This window comes from Pseudomonas sp. GM60 (assembly GCF_000282415.1).
Lineage (GTDB): Bacteria > Pseudomonadota > Gammaproteobacteria > Pseudomonadales > Pseudomonadaceae > Aquipseudomonas > Aquipseudomonas migulae.
Genome location: NZ_AKJI01000025.1, coordinates 12,026 through 28,101, shown reverse-complemented (window position 1 = coordinate 28,101; position 16,076 = coordinate 12,026). Strand labels below are relative to the sequence as shown.

General features: G+C 61.5%; 14 protein-coding genes and 1 pseudogene. 7 read left to right on the top strand and 8 right to left on the bottom strand.

All coding sequences use genetic code 11. The annotated features are described in order from the left end of the window. Nucleotides 1-173 precede the first annotated feature (173 nt). Both PMI32_RS31035 and PMI32_RS31030 read left to right on the top strand, forming a co-directional pair. Nucleotides 174-1,463: pseudogene (locus PMI32_RS31035) on the top strand (methyl-accepting chemotaxis protein); the annotation flags it as partial. Between the two features lie 102 nt (nucleotides 1,464-1,565). Continuing rightward, nucleotides 1,566-2,321, top strand: a complete 756-nt coding sequence (locus PMI32_RS31030; RefSeq protein WP_404943259.1) for a methyl-accepting chemotaxis protein — start codon at nucleotides 1,566-1,568, stop codon at nucleotides 2,319-2,321. 96 nt (nucleotides 2,322-2,417) lie between these two features. Here the strand turns inward: PMI32_RS31030 and PMI32_RS25045 are convergent, their stop codons facing one another. Genes PMI32_RS25045 through PMI32_RS25060 form a run of 4 tightly spaced genes read right to left on the bottom strand, consistent with a single transcriptional unit; the run spans nucleotide 2,418 to nucleotide 5,013 of the window. Then, nucleotides 2,418-3,731 (bottom strand): sensor histidine kinase, encoded by a 1,314-nt coding sequence (locus PMI32_RS25045; protein ID WP_008025309.1) that lies wholly within the window; start codon nucleotides 3,729-3,731, stop codon nucleotides 2,418-2,420. Next, on the bottom strand, nucleotides 3,728-4,396 hold the full coding sequence (locus PMI32_RS25050) for a response regulator transcription factor (RefSeq protein WP_008025306.1): 669 nt from the start codon (nucleotides 4,394-4,396) through the stop codon (nucleotides 3,728-3,730). Before PMI32_RS25050 ends, PMI32_RS25045 begins: the two co-directional genes overlap by 4 nt. A gap of 3 nt (nucleotides 4,397-4,399) precedes the next feature. Next, the gene (locus tag PMI32_RS25055; protein WP_008025305.1) at nucleotides 4,400-4,705 is read right to left on the bottom strand and encodes a PepSY domain-containing protein; all 306 of its coding nucleotides are present in this window, start codon (nucleotides 4,703-4,705) and stop codon (nucleotides 4,400-4,402) included. Then, the gene (locus tag PMI32_RS25060) at nucleotides 4,705-5,013 is read right to left on the bottom strand and encodes a PepSY domain-containing protein (RefSeq protein ID WP_008025303.1); all 309 of its coding nucleotides are present in this window, start codon (nucleotides 5,011-5,013) and stop codon (nucleotides 4,705-4,707) included. The genes PMI32_RS25055 and PMI32_RS25060 overlap by 1 nt, the downstream gene beginning before the upstream one ends. A gap of 273 nt (nucleotides 5,014-5,286) precedes the next feature. Here PMI32_RS25060 and PMI32_RS25065 point away from each other — a divergent pair, with 273 nt between their 5' ends. The 4 genes from PMI32_RS25065 to codA all read left to right on the top strand — a co-directional run bounded on the left by PMI32_RS25065 (nucleotide 5,287) and on the right by codA (nucleotide 9,352). Continuing rightward, nucleotides 5,287-6,366, top strand: a complete 1,080-nt coding sequence (locus tag PMI32_RS25065; RefSeq protein ID WP_008025300.1) for a patatin-like phospholipase family protein — start codon at nucleotides 5,287-5,289, stop codon at nucleotides 6,364-6,366. A gap of 74 nt (nucleotides 6,367-6,440) precedes the next feature. Then, nucleotides 6,441-6,797 carry a 6-carboxytetrahydropterin synthase QueD gene (gene queD / locus PMI32_RS25070; protein WP_008025299.1) on the top strand — a complete coding sequence of 119 codons (357 nt, stop codon included), beginning with the start codon at nucleotides 6,441-6,443 and terminating at the stop codon, nucleotides 6,795-6,797. 209 nt (nucleotides 6,798-7,006) lie between these two features. Further along, nucleotides 7,007-7,831, top strand: coding sequence for an alpha/beta fold hydrolase (locus PMI32_RS25075; protein ID WP_008025297.1), 825 nt, complete (start codon nucleotides 7,007-7,009; stop codon nucleotides 7,829-7,831). Nucleotides 7,832-8,104: 273 nt separating this feature from the next. Then, the gene (codA, locus tag PMI32_RS25080; protein WP_008025295.1) at nucleotides 8,105-9,352 is read left to right on the top strand and encodes a cytosine deaminase; all 1,248 of its coding nucleotides are present in this window, start codon (nucleotides 8,105-8,107) and stop codon (nucleotides 9,350-9,352) included. A 104-nt stretch (nucleotides 9,353-9,456) separates the two neighbouring features. On the opposite strand, the gene PMI32_RS25085 is transcribed toward codA, so the two are convergent. Continuing rightward, nucleotides 9,457-10,449 (bottom strand): diaminopimelate epimerase, encoded by a 993-nt coding sequence (locus PMI32_RS25085; RefSeq protein ID WP_008025293.1) that lies wholly within the window; start codon nucleotides 10,447-10,449, stop codon nucleotides 9,457-9,459. 165 nt (nucleotides 10,450-10,614) lie between these two features. Between PMI32_RS25085 and PMI32_RS25090 the strand changes: the two genes are divergently transcribed. Further along, nucleotides 10,615-11,766 (top strand): MFS transporter, encoded by a 1,152-nt coding sequence (locus PMI32_RS25090; protein ID WP_008025291.1) that lies wholly within the window; start codon nucleotides 10,615-10,617, stop codon nucleotides 11,764-11,766. Between the two features lie 112 nt (nucleotides 11,767-11,878). Here the strand turns inward: PMI32_RS25090 and PMI32_RS25095 are convergent, their stop codons facing one another. The 3 genes from PMI32_RS25095 to PMI32_RS25105 all read right to left on the bottom strand — a co-directional run bounded on the left by PMI32_RS25095 (nucleotide 11,879) and on the right by PMI32_RS25105 (nucleotide 15,933). Continuing rightward, nucleotides 11,879-14,311 (bottom strand): TonB-dependent siderophore receptor, encoded by a 2,433-nt coding sequence (locus PMI32_RS25095; protein ID WP_008025290.1) that lies wholly within the window; start codon nucleotides 14,309-14,311, stop codon nucleotides 11,879-11,881. A gap of 97 nt (nucleotides 14,312-14,408) precedes the next feature. Beyond that, a complete protein-coding gene (locus tag PMI32_RS25100) occupies nucleotides 14,409-15,392 on the bottom strand; it encodes a FecR family protein (RefSeq protein WP_008025289.1) in 984 nt (327 codons plus the stop codon). Between the two features lie 40 nt (nucleotides 15,393-15,432). Beyond that, nucleotides 15,433-15,933: a sigma-70 family RNA polymerase sigma factor gene (locus PMI32_RS25105; RefSeq protein WP_008025288.1), complete on the bottom strand. Its 501-nt coding sequence runs from the start codon at nucleotides 15,931-15,933 to the stop codon at nucleotides 15,433-15,435. Between the last annotated feature and the right edge of the window lie 143 nt (nucleotides 15,934-16,076).

Below are 16,076 nucleotides of genomic sequence, written 5' to 3'. Positions count from 1 at the left end.
CGATAGCGGTGGGTCAGTCAATCCGTTATTGACTGGACGGACGCCATCGCCAGCAAGCCGGCTCCTACAGGGGTTGCGCGGGTGATTCGATTTTCTTCGGACGGCATAAAGAAAGCGGATTTTCGGCCGCTACAGTGCAAAGTCTCAGATATTTATCGAATAAGGACGTCTCCATGTCGCTCAGACAACTTTCCATTCAATGGAAAATCACCCTGCTGGCCGGGCTTTGCCTCGCCGGTATCGTGACCTTGCTGGTAGGTCTTTCGCTGTATCGCATGGAGCACAGTTCCGAGCTGGTGAAAGCCTCTAGCATGGAGATGCTCACTGAAGCCGCCCAGGCCCGGATCGAGTCCCAGGGCGAAAACCAGGCGCTGAACATTCGCCAGCAGTTCATGGATGCCTATCAATATGGCCACGGCTTTTCGCGTCAGGTGTTGTTCCTGCGCGATCAGGCCGAAAAGCGCTTTCTCGATGCCTTCGACCTGCGTGAAGACCTGACCCGCCAGGTCAAGTCTGCGTTGCAAGCCAACCCGGAATTGCTCGGCCTGTCGCTGGTGTTCGAAGCCAATGCGCTGGACGGCAAGGATGAACTGTTTGCCGGCCAGGCTGAGCTGGGCAGCAACGACAAGGGCCGTTTCGCGCTGTACTGGTCGCAACCGACCCCTGGCAAGGTGACGTCGATGGCGCTGCCCGAAACCGACATGGCCGACACCAGCACCGGCCCCAGCGGCGAACCCGCCAACGCCTGGTTCACCTGCCCGCGCACCTCGCTCAAGCCCTGCGTGATCGAACCCTACTTCTATGTGATCGACGGCCAGAACGTGCTGATGACCAGCATCGTGTTCCCGCTGATGGTCAACGGCAAAGTCATCGCCTCGCTGTCGGTGGACATCAACCTCAACAGCCTGCAAGCCGTCAGCCAGGGCGCGAGCAAGAAGCTTTATGACGGCCAGACCAACGTCAGCATCATCAGCCCGGCCGGTTTGCTCGCCGGCTACAGCCCGGACGCCAGCAAACTCGCCCAGCGCCTGGACGCTGTGGATAAAACCAACGGCACCGAACTGATCCGCCTGCTCGCCGCCAGCAGCAAAACCGCAAGCCTGCACAGCAACCAGCAGTTGAAAGTGCTGTCACCGTTCCAGCCGATCCCCGACGGCAAATCGTGGGGTGTATTGCTCGATGTGCCGGAAAAAGTCCTGGTCGGCCCCGCCGAAACCCTGAAAAAACAACTCGATGAAAGTAACACCGCCGGCACATTGGTCGAACTCGGTCTCGGCGTGCTGGCCGCGTTGATCGGCCTGTTGCTGGTGTGGCTGATGGCGCGCAGCGTGACCAAACCGATTCTGGGTGTGGCGCACATGCTCGAAGACATCGCCAGCGGCGAAGGCGACCTGACCCGGCGTCTGGCCTACGACAAAAAGGATGAGCTGGGCCAGTTGGCCGGCTGGTTCAACCGTTTCCTCGACAAGTTGCAGCCGATCATCGCCGAGGTGAAACGCTCGGTACAGGACGCGCGCAGCACGGCGGACCAGTCTTCCGCCATCGCCACGCAGACCAGCGCCGGCATGGAACAGCAATACCGTCAGGTCGATCAGGTGGCGACCGCTTCCCACGAAATGAGCGCCACCGCCCAGGACGTTGCCCGCAGCGCGGCACAAGCGGCACAAGCAGCGCGCGATGCCGATCACGCCACCCGCCGTGGCTTGACCGTGATCGACCAGACCACCACCAGCATCGACAACCTCGCCGCCGACATGAGCGCAGCGATGGTGCAGGTCGAAGGTTTGGCGGCCAACAGCGAGAAAATCGGCTCGGTACTGGAAGTGATCCGCGCCATCGCCGAGCAGACCAACCTGCTGGCCCTCAACGCCGCCATCGAAGCGGCCCGTGCCGGTGAGGCCGGACGCGGTTTTGCGGTGGTGGCCGACGAAGTGCGCAACCTGGCGCGACGTACGCAGGAGTCGGTTGAAGAAACCCGCCTGGTGATCGAGCAGTTGCAGAACGGCACGCAAGATGTGGTGGGGTCGATGAACAACAGCCATCGCCAGGCTCAGGGCAGTGTCGAGCAGGTCAGCCAGGCCGTCACGGCGTTGCGCCAGATCGGCGACGCGGTGACGGTAATCAGCGACATGAACCTGCAGATTGCCTCAGCGGCGGAAGAGCAAAGCGCGGTGGCGGAAGAGATCAACAACAACGTGGCGACGATCCGGGACGTGACCGAGTCGCTGTCGGGGCAGGCGAATGAGTCGGCGCGGGTGAGTCAGTCGCTGAATAGCCTGGCGAATCAGCAGCAGAGCCTGATGGATCAATTCCGCGTCTGACTGCCTCCCCTGTAGGAGCCGGCTTGCCGGCGATGGCGATTTTGAAGACGCCATCGCCGGCAAGCCGGCTCCTACAGTAAAGCGGTGTTTCCGGGGTCAGCGTTTGGGCAGTTCGATGACAACCTTCAACCCACCCCACTCGCTCTCCTCCAGCCGCAACACCCCGCCCCACGTGTCGACGATGTCGCGCACAATCCCCAGCCCCAACCCATGCCCTTGCGCCTGCTCATCCAGCCGTGTGCCCCGGCTGAACACCTGAGCACGCTGGTCCTCGGGAATCCCCGGCCCATCATCTTCCACGCTTAGCTCAAACCCTCCAGCCGTCTCGACCACACTCAACCGCACCTCGGCATCCGCCCATTTGCAGGCGTTGTCCAGCAGGTTGCCCAGCAGTTCCAGCAAGTCTTCGCGATCCCAAGGCAGCTGCAACCCGGCCGGCGCGCGATAGCTCAGTTCAAGGTGTTCGCCGTGGATCATGTTCAACGTGGCGAGCAATCCCGGCAGTTCCGCATCGCAATCAAACAACGCCCCCGGCAGCGCATCGCCGGACAACCGTGCGCGGTTAAGCTCGCGATTGAGTCGTTGCTGAACCTGTGCCAATTGGTCTTTGAGGATCTTGCGCAGCTCGGGATGGGCATCGAGTTTCTCGCTGGACGCCAGGCTCAACAACACCGCCAGCGGGGTTTTCAAGGCATGCCCAAGGTTGCCCAGCGCATTGCGCGAACGCTTGAGGCTGTCTTCGGTGTGGGCGAGCAAATGGTTGATCTGCGCCACCAGCGGCTCAAGTTCCACCGGCACCTGATCATCCAGTTGCGAACGCTGGCCCTGCTGCAACTGAGCAATCTGCTCACGGGCCTTTTCCAGTGGACGCAAGGCGCGGCGCACGGTGATCCGTTGCAACAGCAAAATCAGCAGCAACCCCGCCAGCCCCAGCCCCAGCCCCACTTGCTGCATGCGCTTGAAACTCTCGCGCACCGGCGTGTAATCCTGAGCGACGCTGATGGAGATCGATTGTCCCAAACGGCGATAGTCCGAACGCAAGACCAGCAATTGCTGGCCTTCCGGCCCCAGTTGCAGGTTGCTGTGCAGGCCGGGATGTTCGAGGCGCGGCAATTCCTGATCCCACAACGAACGCGAGCGCCAATGGCTGTCGGCAAAATCGATGCGGAAGTAGTGCCCGGAAAACGGCCGTTGATAGGCCGGTGACAGATGTCGTTCATCCAGCTGCAAGCCCTGCGGCCCGCGCACCAGCGCCACCAGCAAACTTTCGCTGTCGTTGCGCAGCCCCGCTTCGAGATAGCGCTGCAAGCCCACTTCGAACAACCACAGGCTGGTTTGCGCCAGCACCAGGCCGACGATCACCATCACGCTGATCAGCCCCAGACTCAAGTGGCGCTGGATCGACCTCACTGCGCTTGCCCGCCGAACAGGTAACCCTGGCCGCGACGGGTTTCGATCACGCTGCGCCCGAGCTTGCGCCGCAGGTGGTTGACGTGAACTTCCAGCACGTTGGAATCGCGCTCGGTTTCACCGTCGTAGAGGTGTTCGGCGAGGTGGCTTTTGGAGAGGATCTGCTCGGGGTGCAGCATGAAGTAGCGCAGCAGGCGAAATTCCGCAGCGGTGAGCTGGATGTCGGCACCGTCGCGGGTCACGCATTGCCGGCCTTCGTCCAGGTGCAATCCGGCCGACTGCAGCGTCGGTTGATTGACCTGGCCATGGGAACGGCGCAACAACGCCTGAATGCGCAAATGCAGCTCTTCAGGATGGAAAGGTTTGCTCAGGTAATCGTCGGCGCCGGCCTTGAGGCCTTCGATCCGTTCGGCCCAGGAACCGCGCGCGGTGAGGATCAACACCGGCGTAGCAAGCCCGCCCGCGCGCCATTGCGCCAACACGTCGAGCCCCGGCAAACCGGGCAGACCAAGGTCGAGGATGATCAGGTCATACGGTTCGCTGCTGCCCTGATACACCGCATCTCGACCGTCGGCCAGCCAGTCCACGGCGTAGCCCTGGCGGTTGAGGCCGGCCATCAGTTCGTCGGCCAGGGGCACATGGTCTTCCACCAGCAGCAATCGCATCGGTCAATCTTCCTTGTCTTTCAGTAACTCGCCAGTGGCGGCGTCGAGGTCCAGTTCACGAACCACGCCTTCGGTGGTCAGCAGCTCGACTTCATAAATGTAGACGTCGTGTTTCTCTTCAAGCTCGGCTTCCAGCAGCTTAGAGCCTGGATAACGCTCCAGCGCCTGCTTCACCACTTGTTCGAGCGGCAGGATCACACCCTGCTGACGCAGGCGCAGGGCTTCGTCCTGATCAAGGTCGCGGGCCATGACGATCGAGCAAAACGCCAGAAGCACCAGCGCCATGCGTGACAATGAACACACCTTCATTACGTATCCTGATGATCCTTGAGAAGTTGCCCGCTGACCGCGTCTAATTCCAGGTCCCACTCAAGGCCTTGCGGGTCGCGCAGCTCCACCTGATAGATGTACTTGCCGTACTCTTCTTCCAGCTCGGTTTCGGTAACCGTCGAGCCAGGGTGTTTGGCCAATGCCGTGGCGTTGAGCTTTTCGAAAGACACAATGGTACCAGCGTCGCGCAGCCGCAGGGCTTCGTCGGGGCCCAGGTCGCGAGCGTGGGCGATGCTGACGGTCATGGCGACGATAGAGGCGGTGAACAGGGCAGTCAGGGTTTTCATGGGTGTCTCCGTATTTTTTATGTGTTGCGTACGGAAGGCACCTTAGCGATTCGAACTTAATTGAAACTGAATTGCCATCATTGGCCATGACAACGCGCCATCACCGACCGACACAAAACCTGTGGGAGCGAGCCTGCTCGCGATGGCGTCGTGTCAGTCGACATCAATGTTGAATGTCAGTACGCCATCGCGAGCAGGCTCGCTCCCACAGTAGATTTGTGACGTTGCCTGACCTGTTTATAATCCGCCCGCTTGCCAGACATCGAGACCGGTATGACCGCCATCCACATCAAGTTCCCTTCCCTGACCCTCAAGGCCGGCCCGCGTGCCTTGGCGCGCATCCGTGAGCACGGCTTGAACGCCGCCGATGTCGGCACGTTGCCGGGTGCTGCCGGCGGGCCGAAGGCGTTGGGGATTCAAGGTCTGGACCTGGCGCTGTTTGGCGAGTGGCTGCCCGCCGCGCCGCGTGAACGGTCGCTGATCGGCGCCTCGGTCGGCTCCTGGCGCTTCGCCAGTGCCTGCCTGCCGGACGCCGCCGAAGGCATTCGCCGCCTCGGTCACCTGTACACCGAGCAGAACTTCGCCAAGGGCGTGACCATGGCGCAGATCAGCCAGAGCTCGCAACGCATGCTCAATGACCTGCTCGACGGTCGCGATGCGGCGATTCTGAGCAACGCCAATTACCGGCTGAACATCATGGTGGTCAAAAGTCACGGCCTGCTTGCGGACGATCATCGTGGTCGTCTCGGCTTGGGCCTGTCGTCAGTGATCGCCGACAACCTGCGCGGTCGCGCGCGGCTGTCGCGGCATTTCGAGCGGCTGATCATCCACGATCCGCGCCTGGCACCGCCGGTCAACGCGCTGAACGATTTCCCCTCGCGCTTCGTCGCGCTGAATGCCGGCAACCTGCGTCAGGCCCTGCTCGCCTCGGGCTCGATCCCGATGGTCATGGAAGGCGTGCGCGACCTGCCGGGCGCCGGCACCGGAACGTTCCGCGACGGCGGCCTGCTCGACTATCACCTCGACCTGCCCTACAGCGGCAACGACATCGTGCTGTACCCACATTTCACCGACCGGGTGATTCCCGGCTGGTTCGACAAAACCCTTCCGTGGCGCCGTGCCTGCCCAACGCGCTTGCAGGATGTCCTGTTGCTGGCGCCGTCCAAGGAATACCTGGCCCGCCTGCCCTACGGCAAACTGCCGGACCGTAACGACTTCAAGCGTTTCATGGGCGATGCGCCGAGCCGGCAGAAATACTGGCGTACGACCATGGATGAAAGCCGCAGGCTAGGCGATGAGTTTCTCGAACTCGCCGCCAACGGTCGCCTTGGCGAACGCTTGCTGACCCTTTAGTCAGGACAAACTGTTAAACTCGCCGCCTGCCCACATCGCTGCGGCGATCGCCACCTGACAGAGCTGAAACCACTGTGGAAATCTTCAAAGAATTTACCTTCGAATCCGCCCACCGCCTGCCCCACGTCCCGGAAGGCCACAAGTGCGGCCGCCTGCACGGTCACTCGTTCAAAGTGGCGATTCATTTGAGTGGCGATCTTGATCCGCATACCGGCTGGATTCGTGACTTTTCCGAGATCAAGGCAATCTTCAAGCCGTTGTATGAGCGCCTGGATCACAACTATTTGAATGACATTCCGGGGTTGGAGAATCCGACCAGTGAAGTGTTGGCGAAGTGGATCTGGGTTGAACTCAAGCCATTGCTGCCAGAACTGAGCGCGATCCGTATTCACGAGACCTGCACCAGCGGTTGCATCTATCGCGGCGAATAAACCAGACAACGCATTCCCCCTGTGGGAGCGGGCTTGCTCGCGAAAGCGGTGTGTCAGGCAACAGAGATGTCGACTGATACACCGCTTTCGCGAGCAAGCCCGCTCCCACAGGGGGAACTGCGTTTCGTCAGTGATTAAAAAAACAGCCTTCATCGGCTGGTTTTTTATGCCTATGCTTTTTGGCTTGCACCCGCCAAGAGGACTTACCCATGACTGACTGGCCGCTGGCTCAAACCTATCGCTTCAACGGGCACTCCGTCCGTTACGCCGTGCGTGGCGACGGCCCGCCGTTGGTGTTCGTGCATGGCACGCCGTTCTCTTCGTATGTGTGGCACCGGATTGCGCCGCACTTCATCACGTCACACCGGGTGCATTACTTCGACCTGCTGGGTTACGGGCTGTCCGAGAAGGTCGAGGGCGATGTGTCGCTGGGGGTGCAGAACGAACTGTTGACGCAACTGCTGGAGCATTGGGGTCTGGATTGCCCGGATGTGGTGGCCCACGATTTCGGCGGCGCGACGGTGCTGCGCGCGCATCTGCTGAACGGCAAGGACTACCGCAGCCTGACGCTGATCGACCCGGTGGCGTTGACGCCGTGGGGCTCACCATTCGTGCAACAGGTGCGTCAGCATGAAGCGGCGTTCAGCGGTGTGCCCGATTACATTCAGCGGGCGATTGTGTCGGCCTATGTTCGCGGGGCGATCAAGCGCGACATACCCGACGATGAACTCGCACCCTACGTGCAACCGTGGCTGGGCGATCCGGGGCAAGCGGCGTTTTACCGGCAGATCGCGCAGATGGATCAGCGCTATACCCGCGAGGTCGAGGGGTTGTACCCGACGGTTCGTTGCCCGGTGCAGATTCTGTGGGGTGAGGATGATCAGTGGATCCCCATCGAACGTGGCCGCGCACTGCAGCAGATGATTGCGGGGGCGCAGTTTCACCCAATCCCCAATGCCGGGCATCTGGTTCAGGAAGATGCGCCCGAAGCCATCGTTGCCGCGCTGCTGCGTTTTCTCCCAAAAGCCCCCTGAAAACACCCAGTCCTTGTAGGAGCCGGCTTGCTGGCGATGGCGGAGTGTCAGTCGGCACATATGTTGCCTGTTATACCGTGATCGTCGGAACGCCGCCCGCAGCAAGCCGGCTCCTACAAAAGAGCGGTGTGGTCCCGATCAATGGCGGGCATTTTTCTTTCGCTGCCGTGGTCAAAGTTCACATCTGTCCGATGCTCGATTTCCGTTGCCGCGCTAATGTCTATAACTGACGCGCCAACGCACTACTACAAGATCTCCTAAAGGATTCGCCTGATGCACATCATCAACGCCCGCCTGCGCAACCAAGAAGGCCTGCATGAGTTGCACCTGGAAAACGGCCTGATCAGCAATATTGCCCGTCAGACCGAAGCGCCGACCCTGGGCCCCGATGATCTGGACGCCGGCGGCAACCTGGTGGTGCCGCCCTTCGTCGAACCGCACATCCACCTCGACGCCACGCTCACCGCCGGCGAACCGCGCTGGAACATGAGCGGAACGCTGTTCGAAGGCATCGAATGCTGGGGCGAGCGCAAGGTGACGATCACCGAGGAAGACACCAAGACCCGCGCCAGGAAAACCATCCAGGCCCTCGCCGCCCACGGCATCCAGCATGTGCGCACCCATGTCGATGTCACCGACCCGCAACTGACGGCGCTGAGAGCGATGCTCGAAGTGCGCGAAGAAAGCCGTCACCTGATCGACATGCAAATCGTCGCCTTCCCCCAGGAAGGCATCGAGTCGTACCGCAACGGTCGTGAGCTGATGGAAGAAGCGATCCGCATGGGCGCGGACGTGGTCGGCGGGATTCCGCATTTCGAATACACCCGCGATCAGGGCGTGAGCTCAGTGAAGTTCCTGATGGACCTCGCCGAGCGCACCGGTTGCCTGGTGGACGTGCATTGCGATGAAACCGATGACCCGCACTCACGGTTCCTTGAAGTACTCGCCGAAGAAGCCCGCAGCCGCGACATGGGCTCGCGGGTCACGGCCAGCCACACCACGGCCATGGGCTCCTACGACAACGCGTACTGCGCCAAACTGTTTCGCTTGCTCGGGCATTCAGGGATCAGTTTTGTCTCCTGCCCCACCGAAAGCATTCACCTGCAAGGGCGCTACGACAACTTTCCGAAACGTCGTGGCGTCACTCGGGTGAATGAGTTACTCGAAGCGGGGATGAACGTGTGCTTCGGCCAGGACTCGATCGTCGACCCGTGGTATCCGCTGGGTAACGGCAACATTTTGCGGGTGCTTGAAGCGGGTTTGCACATCTGTCACATGCTCGGGTATCGCAACCTGCAAAGTGCGCTGGACCTGGTCACCGACAACAGCGCCAGGGTGATGAACCTGGGGGATCGGTATGGACTGGAGCGCGGGCGGCCGGCGAATTTGCTGATTCTTTCGGCGGACAGCGATTACGAGGTTATCCGCAGTCAGGGCTTGCCGCTGTATTCGGTTCGTGATGGGAAGGTGTTGATGAAGCGGGAGATGCCGGTGGTGGAGTTTTTTGGTGAGCAACCCTGAGTTTTGTGTTGGCTGAGCTGACGCCTTCGCGGGCAAGCCTCGCTCCTACAAGATCAACGCCGACCTTGTAGGAGCGAGGCTTGCCCGCGAAGGCAATCTCAAATTCACCCCATCAACCGCGCCGTACCAAACAGACTGACCCGACTCAATTCGCCCTGCTCCTCCTCCAACAAAATCGGCGCAGTCCCTCCAGGCATCACCACTTTCACCTCACCCGCCACCACCCAACCCACCCGCCACGCCGCACACGCCACCGCACTCGCACTGGTGCCGGACGACGCCGTCGGTCCTTCCCCACGCTCAAACACCCGAGCAGCAATTTTCCCCGCTGACTCGCGCATCGCCCATTGCAAATTGACCCCCGCCGGGCACGGTCGCCCGGCCCCGGTCGGCATCGCGTAGGCAATGCGCGTCAACCCTTCGGACAATCGCGCTTCGCGCATCTGCTCATTGGCCGGCAATGCCTCGACATCGTCCACAAGCGTTACGCAATGCGGATTGCCGACCCGCACGAACTGGCAGCGCGACCAGGCGGGATCCAGCGCCGACAACGGTTGAACGTGGCTGAGCCCACGACCGTTGAATGCCACATCGGTCACCCCTTGAGCACTGACCGCCTCGGGCCCGAACGCCGGTTTGCCCAGATCCAGCCAGAAACCCTGCACACCCTCGACCTGCGCGCTGTTCACCAATGTTTCACCGGGCGAAGGCGTGTCGGCCTTGTCGTGATGAACCCTGAGCACACACGCCGCGTTTTCCGGAAACAGTCCTTGATCGCTGAGCGCCTGGGAGAAAATCGTCAGCCCGTTGCCACTGCGCTCGGCCAGGGTGCCGTCGGTGTTGACGATCAACAGATCAAACGGCGGCGACGTTTGAAACGGGCCGACCAGCAGACCGTCGCAGCGATGGTCCTTGCTGCCGGGCGGCTGCGTGCCCGGCGCCCAGGCACAGAACGCCTCGATGGCCGACAATGCCCAGGTCGTGCGGGTTTGCGCCGCCAGACTGGCCTGTTCAGGTAAATCGATCCCTTCGCGGCGCACTGCATCCGGCGCCACTACCGCGTAGATATTGCCTCGAGCATCGTAGAACGGCGTCATGGCGCCTCCCGTGTAAACATCACAGGCGTGCAACATATCGCGAAACCGCGACGGGCTGTGCAAGGATGTCACCCTGCCTGACCGCGAAACCGTCCGGACACTGATCGAACCTCATGGGTGAGTCACTGTCCCTTGGGGACGCGAAGTTTTTTGCCAAGGATCGATATGACCAACCTCAACATGCCCACCACTTTCGTGCCCGGACGCCTGGAACAGATGTCCACGCGCATTGCCTTTTTCATCGCCGGTTTCGGGATTGCCGCGTGGGCGCCGCTGGTGCCTTACGCCAAGGCCCGGGCCGGGCTGGATGAAGGCACCCTCGGTTTGCTGCTGTTGTGCCTGGGGGTGGGCTCGATTCTGGCGATGCCGATGGCGGGGCTGCTGGCCACGCGTTTCGGCTGCCGGCGCGTGCTGACGGGCGGTACGTTGTTGATCTGTCTGGCGCTGCCGCTGTTGGCGACGGTGTCCTCGGTCCCGGCGCTGATTGCGGCCTTGTTCATGTTCGGCGCGGGCCTCGGCACGGTGGATTCGACGGTGAACCTGCAAGCGGTGATCGTCGAGCGCGCCAGCGGAAAAACCATGATGTCGGGTTTCCACGGGCTGTTCAGCCTCGGCGGGATTGTCGGGGCGGCGGGCGTCAGTGCCCTGCTCGGCTTCGGGGTTTCTCCGTTGGGGGCGATGCTGGTGGTGATCGTGCTGCTGCTGATCGCATTGTGCAAAGCCGCGCCGCACCTGCTGCCGTATGGCAGCGAAAGTTCCGGCCCGGCCTTTGCCATTCCCCACGGCATCGTGCTGTTTATCGGCGGGATGTGTTTCATCGTGTTCCTTGCCGAGGGCGCGGCGCTGGACTGGAGCGCGGTGTTCCTGGCGCAGGAACGCGGGATCGACACGGCCTATGCGGGATTGGGTTATGCGGCGTTCGCGCTGACCATGACGGCCGGGCGGTTGACCGGTGACAAGATCGTCCGGCGCCTCGGCGCGACACGGGTGATCGTGTTCGGTGGGCTGACGGCCGCTGCCGGCCTGTTTCTGGCGACGTTCGCACCGAGCTGGGAGATGGCGCTGGTGGGTTATGCGCTGCTGGGCGCGGGTTGCTCGAATATCGTGCCGGTGCTTTACACCGCCGTGGGCAAGCAGACGGTCATGCCTGAAAGCATTGCCGTGCCGGCGATTACGACGCTGGGTTACGCGGGGATTCTGGCGGGGCCGGCGGTGATCGGGTTCATCGCCCACGGCAGCAGTTTGAGTTTTGCCTTCGGGTTGATGGCGGTGTTGCTGGTGGCGGTTGCCATTGGCGGGAAGGTGTTGAAGGCCTGAAAAGCATCGCCGGCAAGCCGGCTCCTACAAGGTTTTGCGTCGTGCACAAATTCTGTGAATGACATGAAACCTGTAGGAGCTGGCTTGCCGGCGATGCAGGCGACTCGGTCTATCAGAACCCGACGCTGGCCTGCACGAAGAACGTGCGCGGTGCGCCGACGTACATGCCTGAGTTGTTGTCGCTGGAACGGGTGAAGTACTGCTTGTCGAAGACGTTTTTCACCCCGGCGCCGACTTTCAGGTTCGATAGCTGCGCGCCAAAGTCATAACCACCCCGCACGTTCCAGGTGACATAACCCGGAATGTCGCCGTACTGACCGTCGGCAGTGCCTTCGGTGATGTACTTGTTGGTGAAACTGCCGTTGGAATTCACGGCAACGCCCGGCGAACGTTGTTTGGACTGGGCAAACGCATCGACGTTGTAGGTCCAGCGGTCGATGTCATAACGCAGACCGGCAGTCACGACCTGGCGCGAATAGAACGGCAAGTCACGGCCCTTGAAGCCCGGAATCTCGCCTTCATAAACGGCACGCGTGTAGGTAAAACCGGCGTTGGCGGTCAGACCGTCAAGTCGTGGGTCCAGTGCCGCCATGTCGTAGTGCACCGACGTCTCGACGCCCTGGTGCGTGGTCGCGCCGAGGTTGGTCCAGCCCGCATCGTTGCTGATGTACTGCAACTCTTTATCGAAGTCGATGTAGAACAGCGTCACTTCGCCGCCCCACACATCATCGTTGTAGCGCGTGCCGAGCTCGTAGGTTTTGGCTTTTTCCGGCTCCAGACCGTTGGCGGTGCTGTCACCCGTACCGCCTTGGCCAAGCTGGAAATACTGCAGGCTGCCGAACGAAGTCTCGTAGTTGGCGAACAGTTTCCAGGCATCGGAAATGTGATACATCACGCTCAAGGCCGGCAGCGGCTCGTTGCTTTCGATGCTGCGATTCTTCTCTGTCACACGCTTGCCATCGGCATCGCGTCCGGGGCGCTCATGCCAGTCGGTGCTGATGTGCTCGAAACGGATGCCGGGGGTAATCGTCCAGTTGCCGACGTCGATTTTGTTATCGACATACACCGAGTTGGCTTCCGTGCCGCCGGTGCGGTCCTGGTACACATGGCCGTCCGAGGCCTTGGTCACGACGGGCTCGTTGCTCTTGTTCAGCTCCAGACGGGTCGCCTGTTCGTGCATGCCTTCCTTGAGGTAGCGATAACCGACGCTGACTTCCTGGGTGGTCGGGCCCACGTCGAACACATGGGACACCCGCGGTTCGATGCCGAAGGTGTAATAGGTACGCGGGAACGAGCCGATAGTCTTCTGGTCGCGGGCGGCGATGTTGCTGCCACGGAAGCTGTCGGAGTAGTACGTCAGCACTTCTGCCTGGGTACGGTCATCGATCTGCCGCGCCCACTTGAACGAGACGTCCTTGCGGCGCCCGCTGAAGTTGTCGTTGTTGCGGTCGGACTGAAACGGGTTGGCGTCGTACTGCGCCTGAGTCAGGCCGCCGGGCATGTCGGCGCTGGCGTCGTAGTAATGCAGGTTGAGGCTGAAGTCGTCGACATCGGTCGGCGCCCAGTGGGTCTTGAGCAGCACGTCGTCGATGTCATTGCCGTTGTTGCGCTCACGGTAACCGTTGCCGTTCACGCCCGAGTACAACAGCGCCACGCCAATGCCGTTATCCGCCGTACCGCCGGCAAACGCCGTATCGATGTGCTTCCAGCCACCGTGCTTGGAGGTTTCCAGGGTGGTGCCGATTTCGGCGGAGGCTTTTTCCGGGATTGCGCGGGTCACGAAGTTGATCACACCGCCGACGTTCTGCGGCCCGTAGCGCACGGAACCGGCACCGCGCACCACGTCGATGCTGTCGAGGTTGCCGGAGGAAATCGGTGCCATGGACAGCTGCGGCTGGCCATACGGCGCGAACGCGGCCGGCACGCCGTCGATCAGCACGGTAGAGCGTGGCGACAGGCGCGAAGTCAGGCCGCGCACGCCGACGTTCAGGGAGATATCGCTGCCGCCCGTGCCGTTGGCTTCCTGTACTTGCACGCCGGGCACGCGCTTCAACACGTCGCCGACGTTCATCGCGCCTTGCTCGACCATGGCTTCGCGGCGAATCACCGTGCGGGCGCCGGGGTGGTTCTGCACCACGGCGGCATCGGCGTCACCGAGCCAGTCACCGACGACCTTGATGTCAGTCACGCCCAGTTCCAGCGGGCCATTGGCGGCGGAAGTCGGCGATGGAGCCGGCGTCAGGGTCACCGAACCTTCGTCGATCCGATACTCGAGACCGCTGCCCTGCAGCAATTGGCGCAAGGCCTGTTCCGGCGAAAGGTTGCCATCCACCGCCGGGGCCTGTTTGCCGGCGACCAGTTCAGGACTGAAAAAAACCTGCAACGAGGTTTGCTGGCCGAGCTCGCTCAGCGCCTGGCCCAAGGGTTGCGCCGGGATGTGAATGGCATCGGCGGCAAAGGCCTGGGGCAGCGCAGCGTTGACCGCCAGCGCAAGGGCCAGCGGCAACCAAAGGGAGTTGTTGTTTTTAGCGGTGGTTTTTTTCACGTCGAACGTAGTCCTGTGGATCGCAAGAGTGTGCGCCTGTTAATGCAAACCAGTTGCAGTTGGACAGGAAGACGATCAACTCGAAAAAAACCTGAATCTATTTTGAAATTATTTCCTGACTGCCGTCATCGAGGGTGCGCACGGCCACCGGCAAGATGGTCGGCAAGGCCTTGAGCAGCGCGTCGGTGTTGTCGGATTTGAACACGCTGGTCAGGCGCAGATTGCCCACTGTGTCGTTGCCGACGGTGAGTGGCTTGGCCCGATAACGCGACACTTCCTCGGCCACTTCGGCCAGGCTGGCGTTGTTGAACACCAGTTTGCCGTTGCGCCAGGCCGTCAGTTCCGCAGGGTTGACCGCATAGGCCGCGGCCACTTTGCCCTGGGCATCAATGCGCGTTCCCAGGCCAGCGGTAAGGTTGACGAACTCATTGTCCGCCGCGCCGTGCCCCTGAACCCTGACCGTGCCCTGCTCCACCACGACCCGGGTGTCACTGACGCCGCGACGCACATTGAAGCGCGTGCCGGTAACCGTGACCTTGCCGCTGCCCGCTTCGACCACGAATGGCCGATCGCTGTCATGGGCGACGCTGAACATTGCCTCGCCTTGCGTCAATTCGATGCCGCGCTGGCCTTTTTCAAAGCGCACCTGAAGACGACTGCGGCTGTTCAGGTCGATCACCGAACCGTCCGGCAACGCCACCTGGCGACGCTCGCCCAGCGTCGTCGAATACTCGGCAGTGTAAGGCGCCGGCTGATTCAAACCGCTGAACAGGCCCAGGCCCAGCGCCACGGCCACCACACTGGCCGCCACCGCATAACGCACCAGCGGCCGACGTTTGCTGCGCGCCGACGGGGTTTCGCACAAGGCTTGCAGTCGTGCACGCGGCACCAGGTCGGCGGCTGTCCACAGGCCCTGAAGCAACTGAAATTCGTCGCGGTGCTGAGGGTGCTCGTTCAGCCAGTGCTCGAAACGCTGGCGCTCTTCGACGTCAATGGCCGGCTCCTGCAAACGCACAAACCACTGCGCCGCCTCATCGCGAACCGTCGTTTGCCCGCACGCGCAATCACGAGTATCCATCATGGAAGTTCCTGTTTGGCTGGGGAAGAGAGTGCACGGCCGATCATGGTTGCAAACCGTCGAGGCGGTCGCGCAGATGCCGCAGGGTGCGGATCATATACTTTTCCACCATGTTCTTGGACAGTCCCAGGCGTTCGGCGATTTCAGCCTGGGTCAGCCCTTCGATCTTCTGCCAAACAAAAACCTTGCGACAGTTGACCGGTAACTCGGTAAGCGCCCGCTCAATGGAATCAGCCAACTGGATCGCATGCATGAAATGCTCCGGGTCGCCGGACGACGACACACTGTGATCAACCGCCTCCGACTCCATGGCGCCCCGCCGATCCTCACGCCGATAACCATCCACCGCGATGTTGCGCGCAGTCTGGTGCAAATAAGCCCGGGGTTGCTGCACCGCCGCCGAATCGGACTCAAGCACCCGCACGAAAGTGTCGTGGGCCAGATCCTCGGCCTGCTGACGATTTCTCAGGCGACGGGTCCAGGTGCCAACCAACTCTTCGTAATGCTCGAAAAAGCCGTGTCTGCGGGGCAACTTGGGGGTCATTGCGGTGTGCTGTGATGACGGGGCGTGAATAGTAATGCTTCCTATTAACTGGAAGCAATGGATTCCAGACAGCCGCCTTGCCATCACTCGTCAACGAGAAAAGTTGATTTAGGCACACAGCCAAAGGATTCTGGCAGGCATCC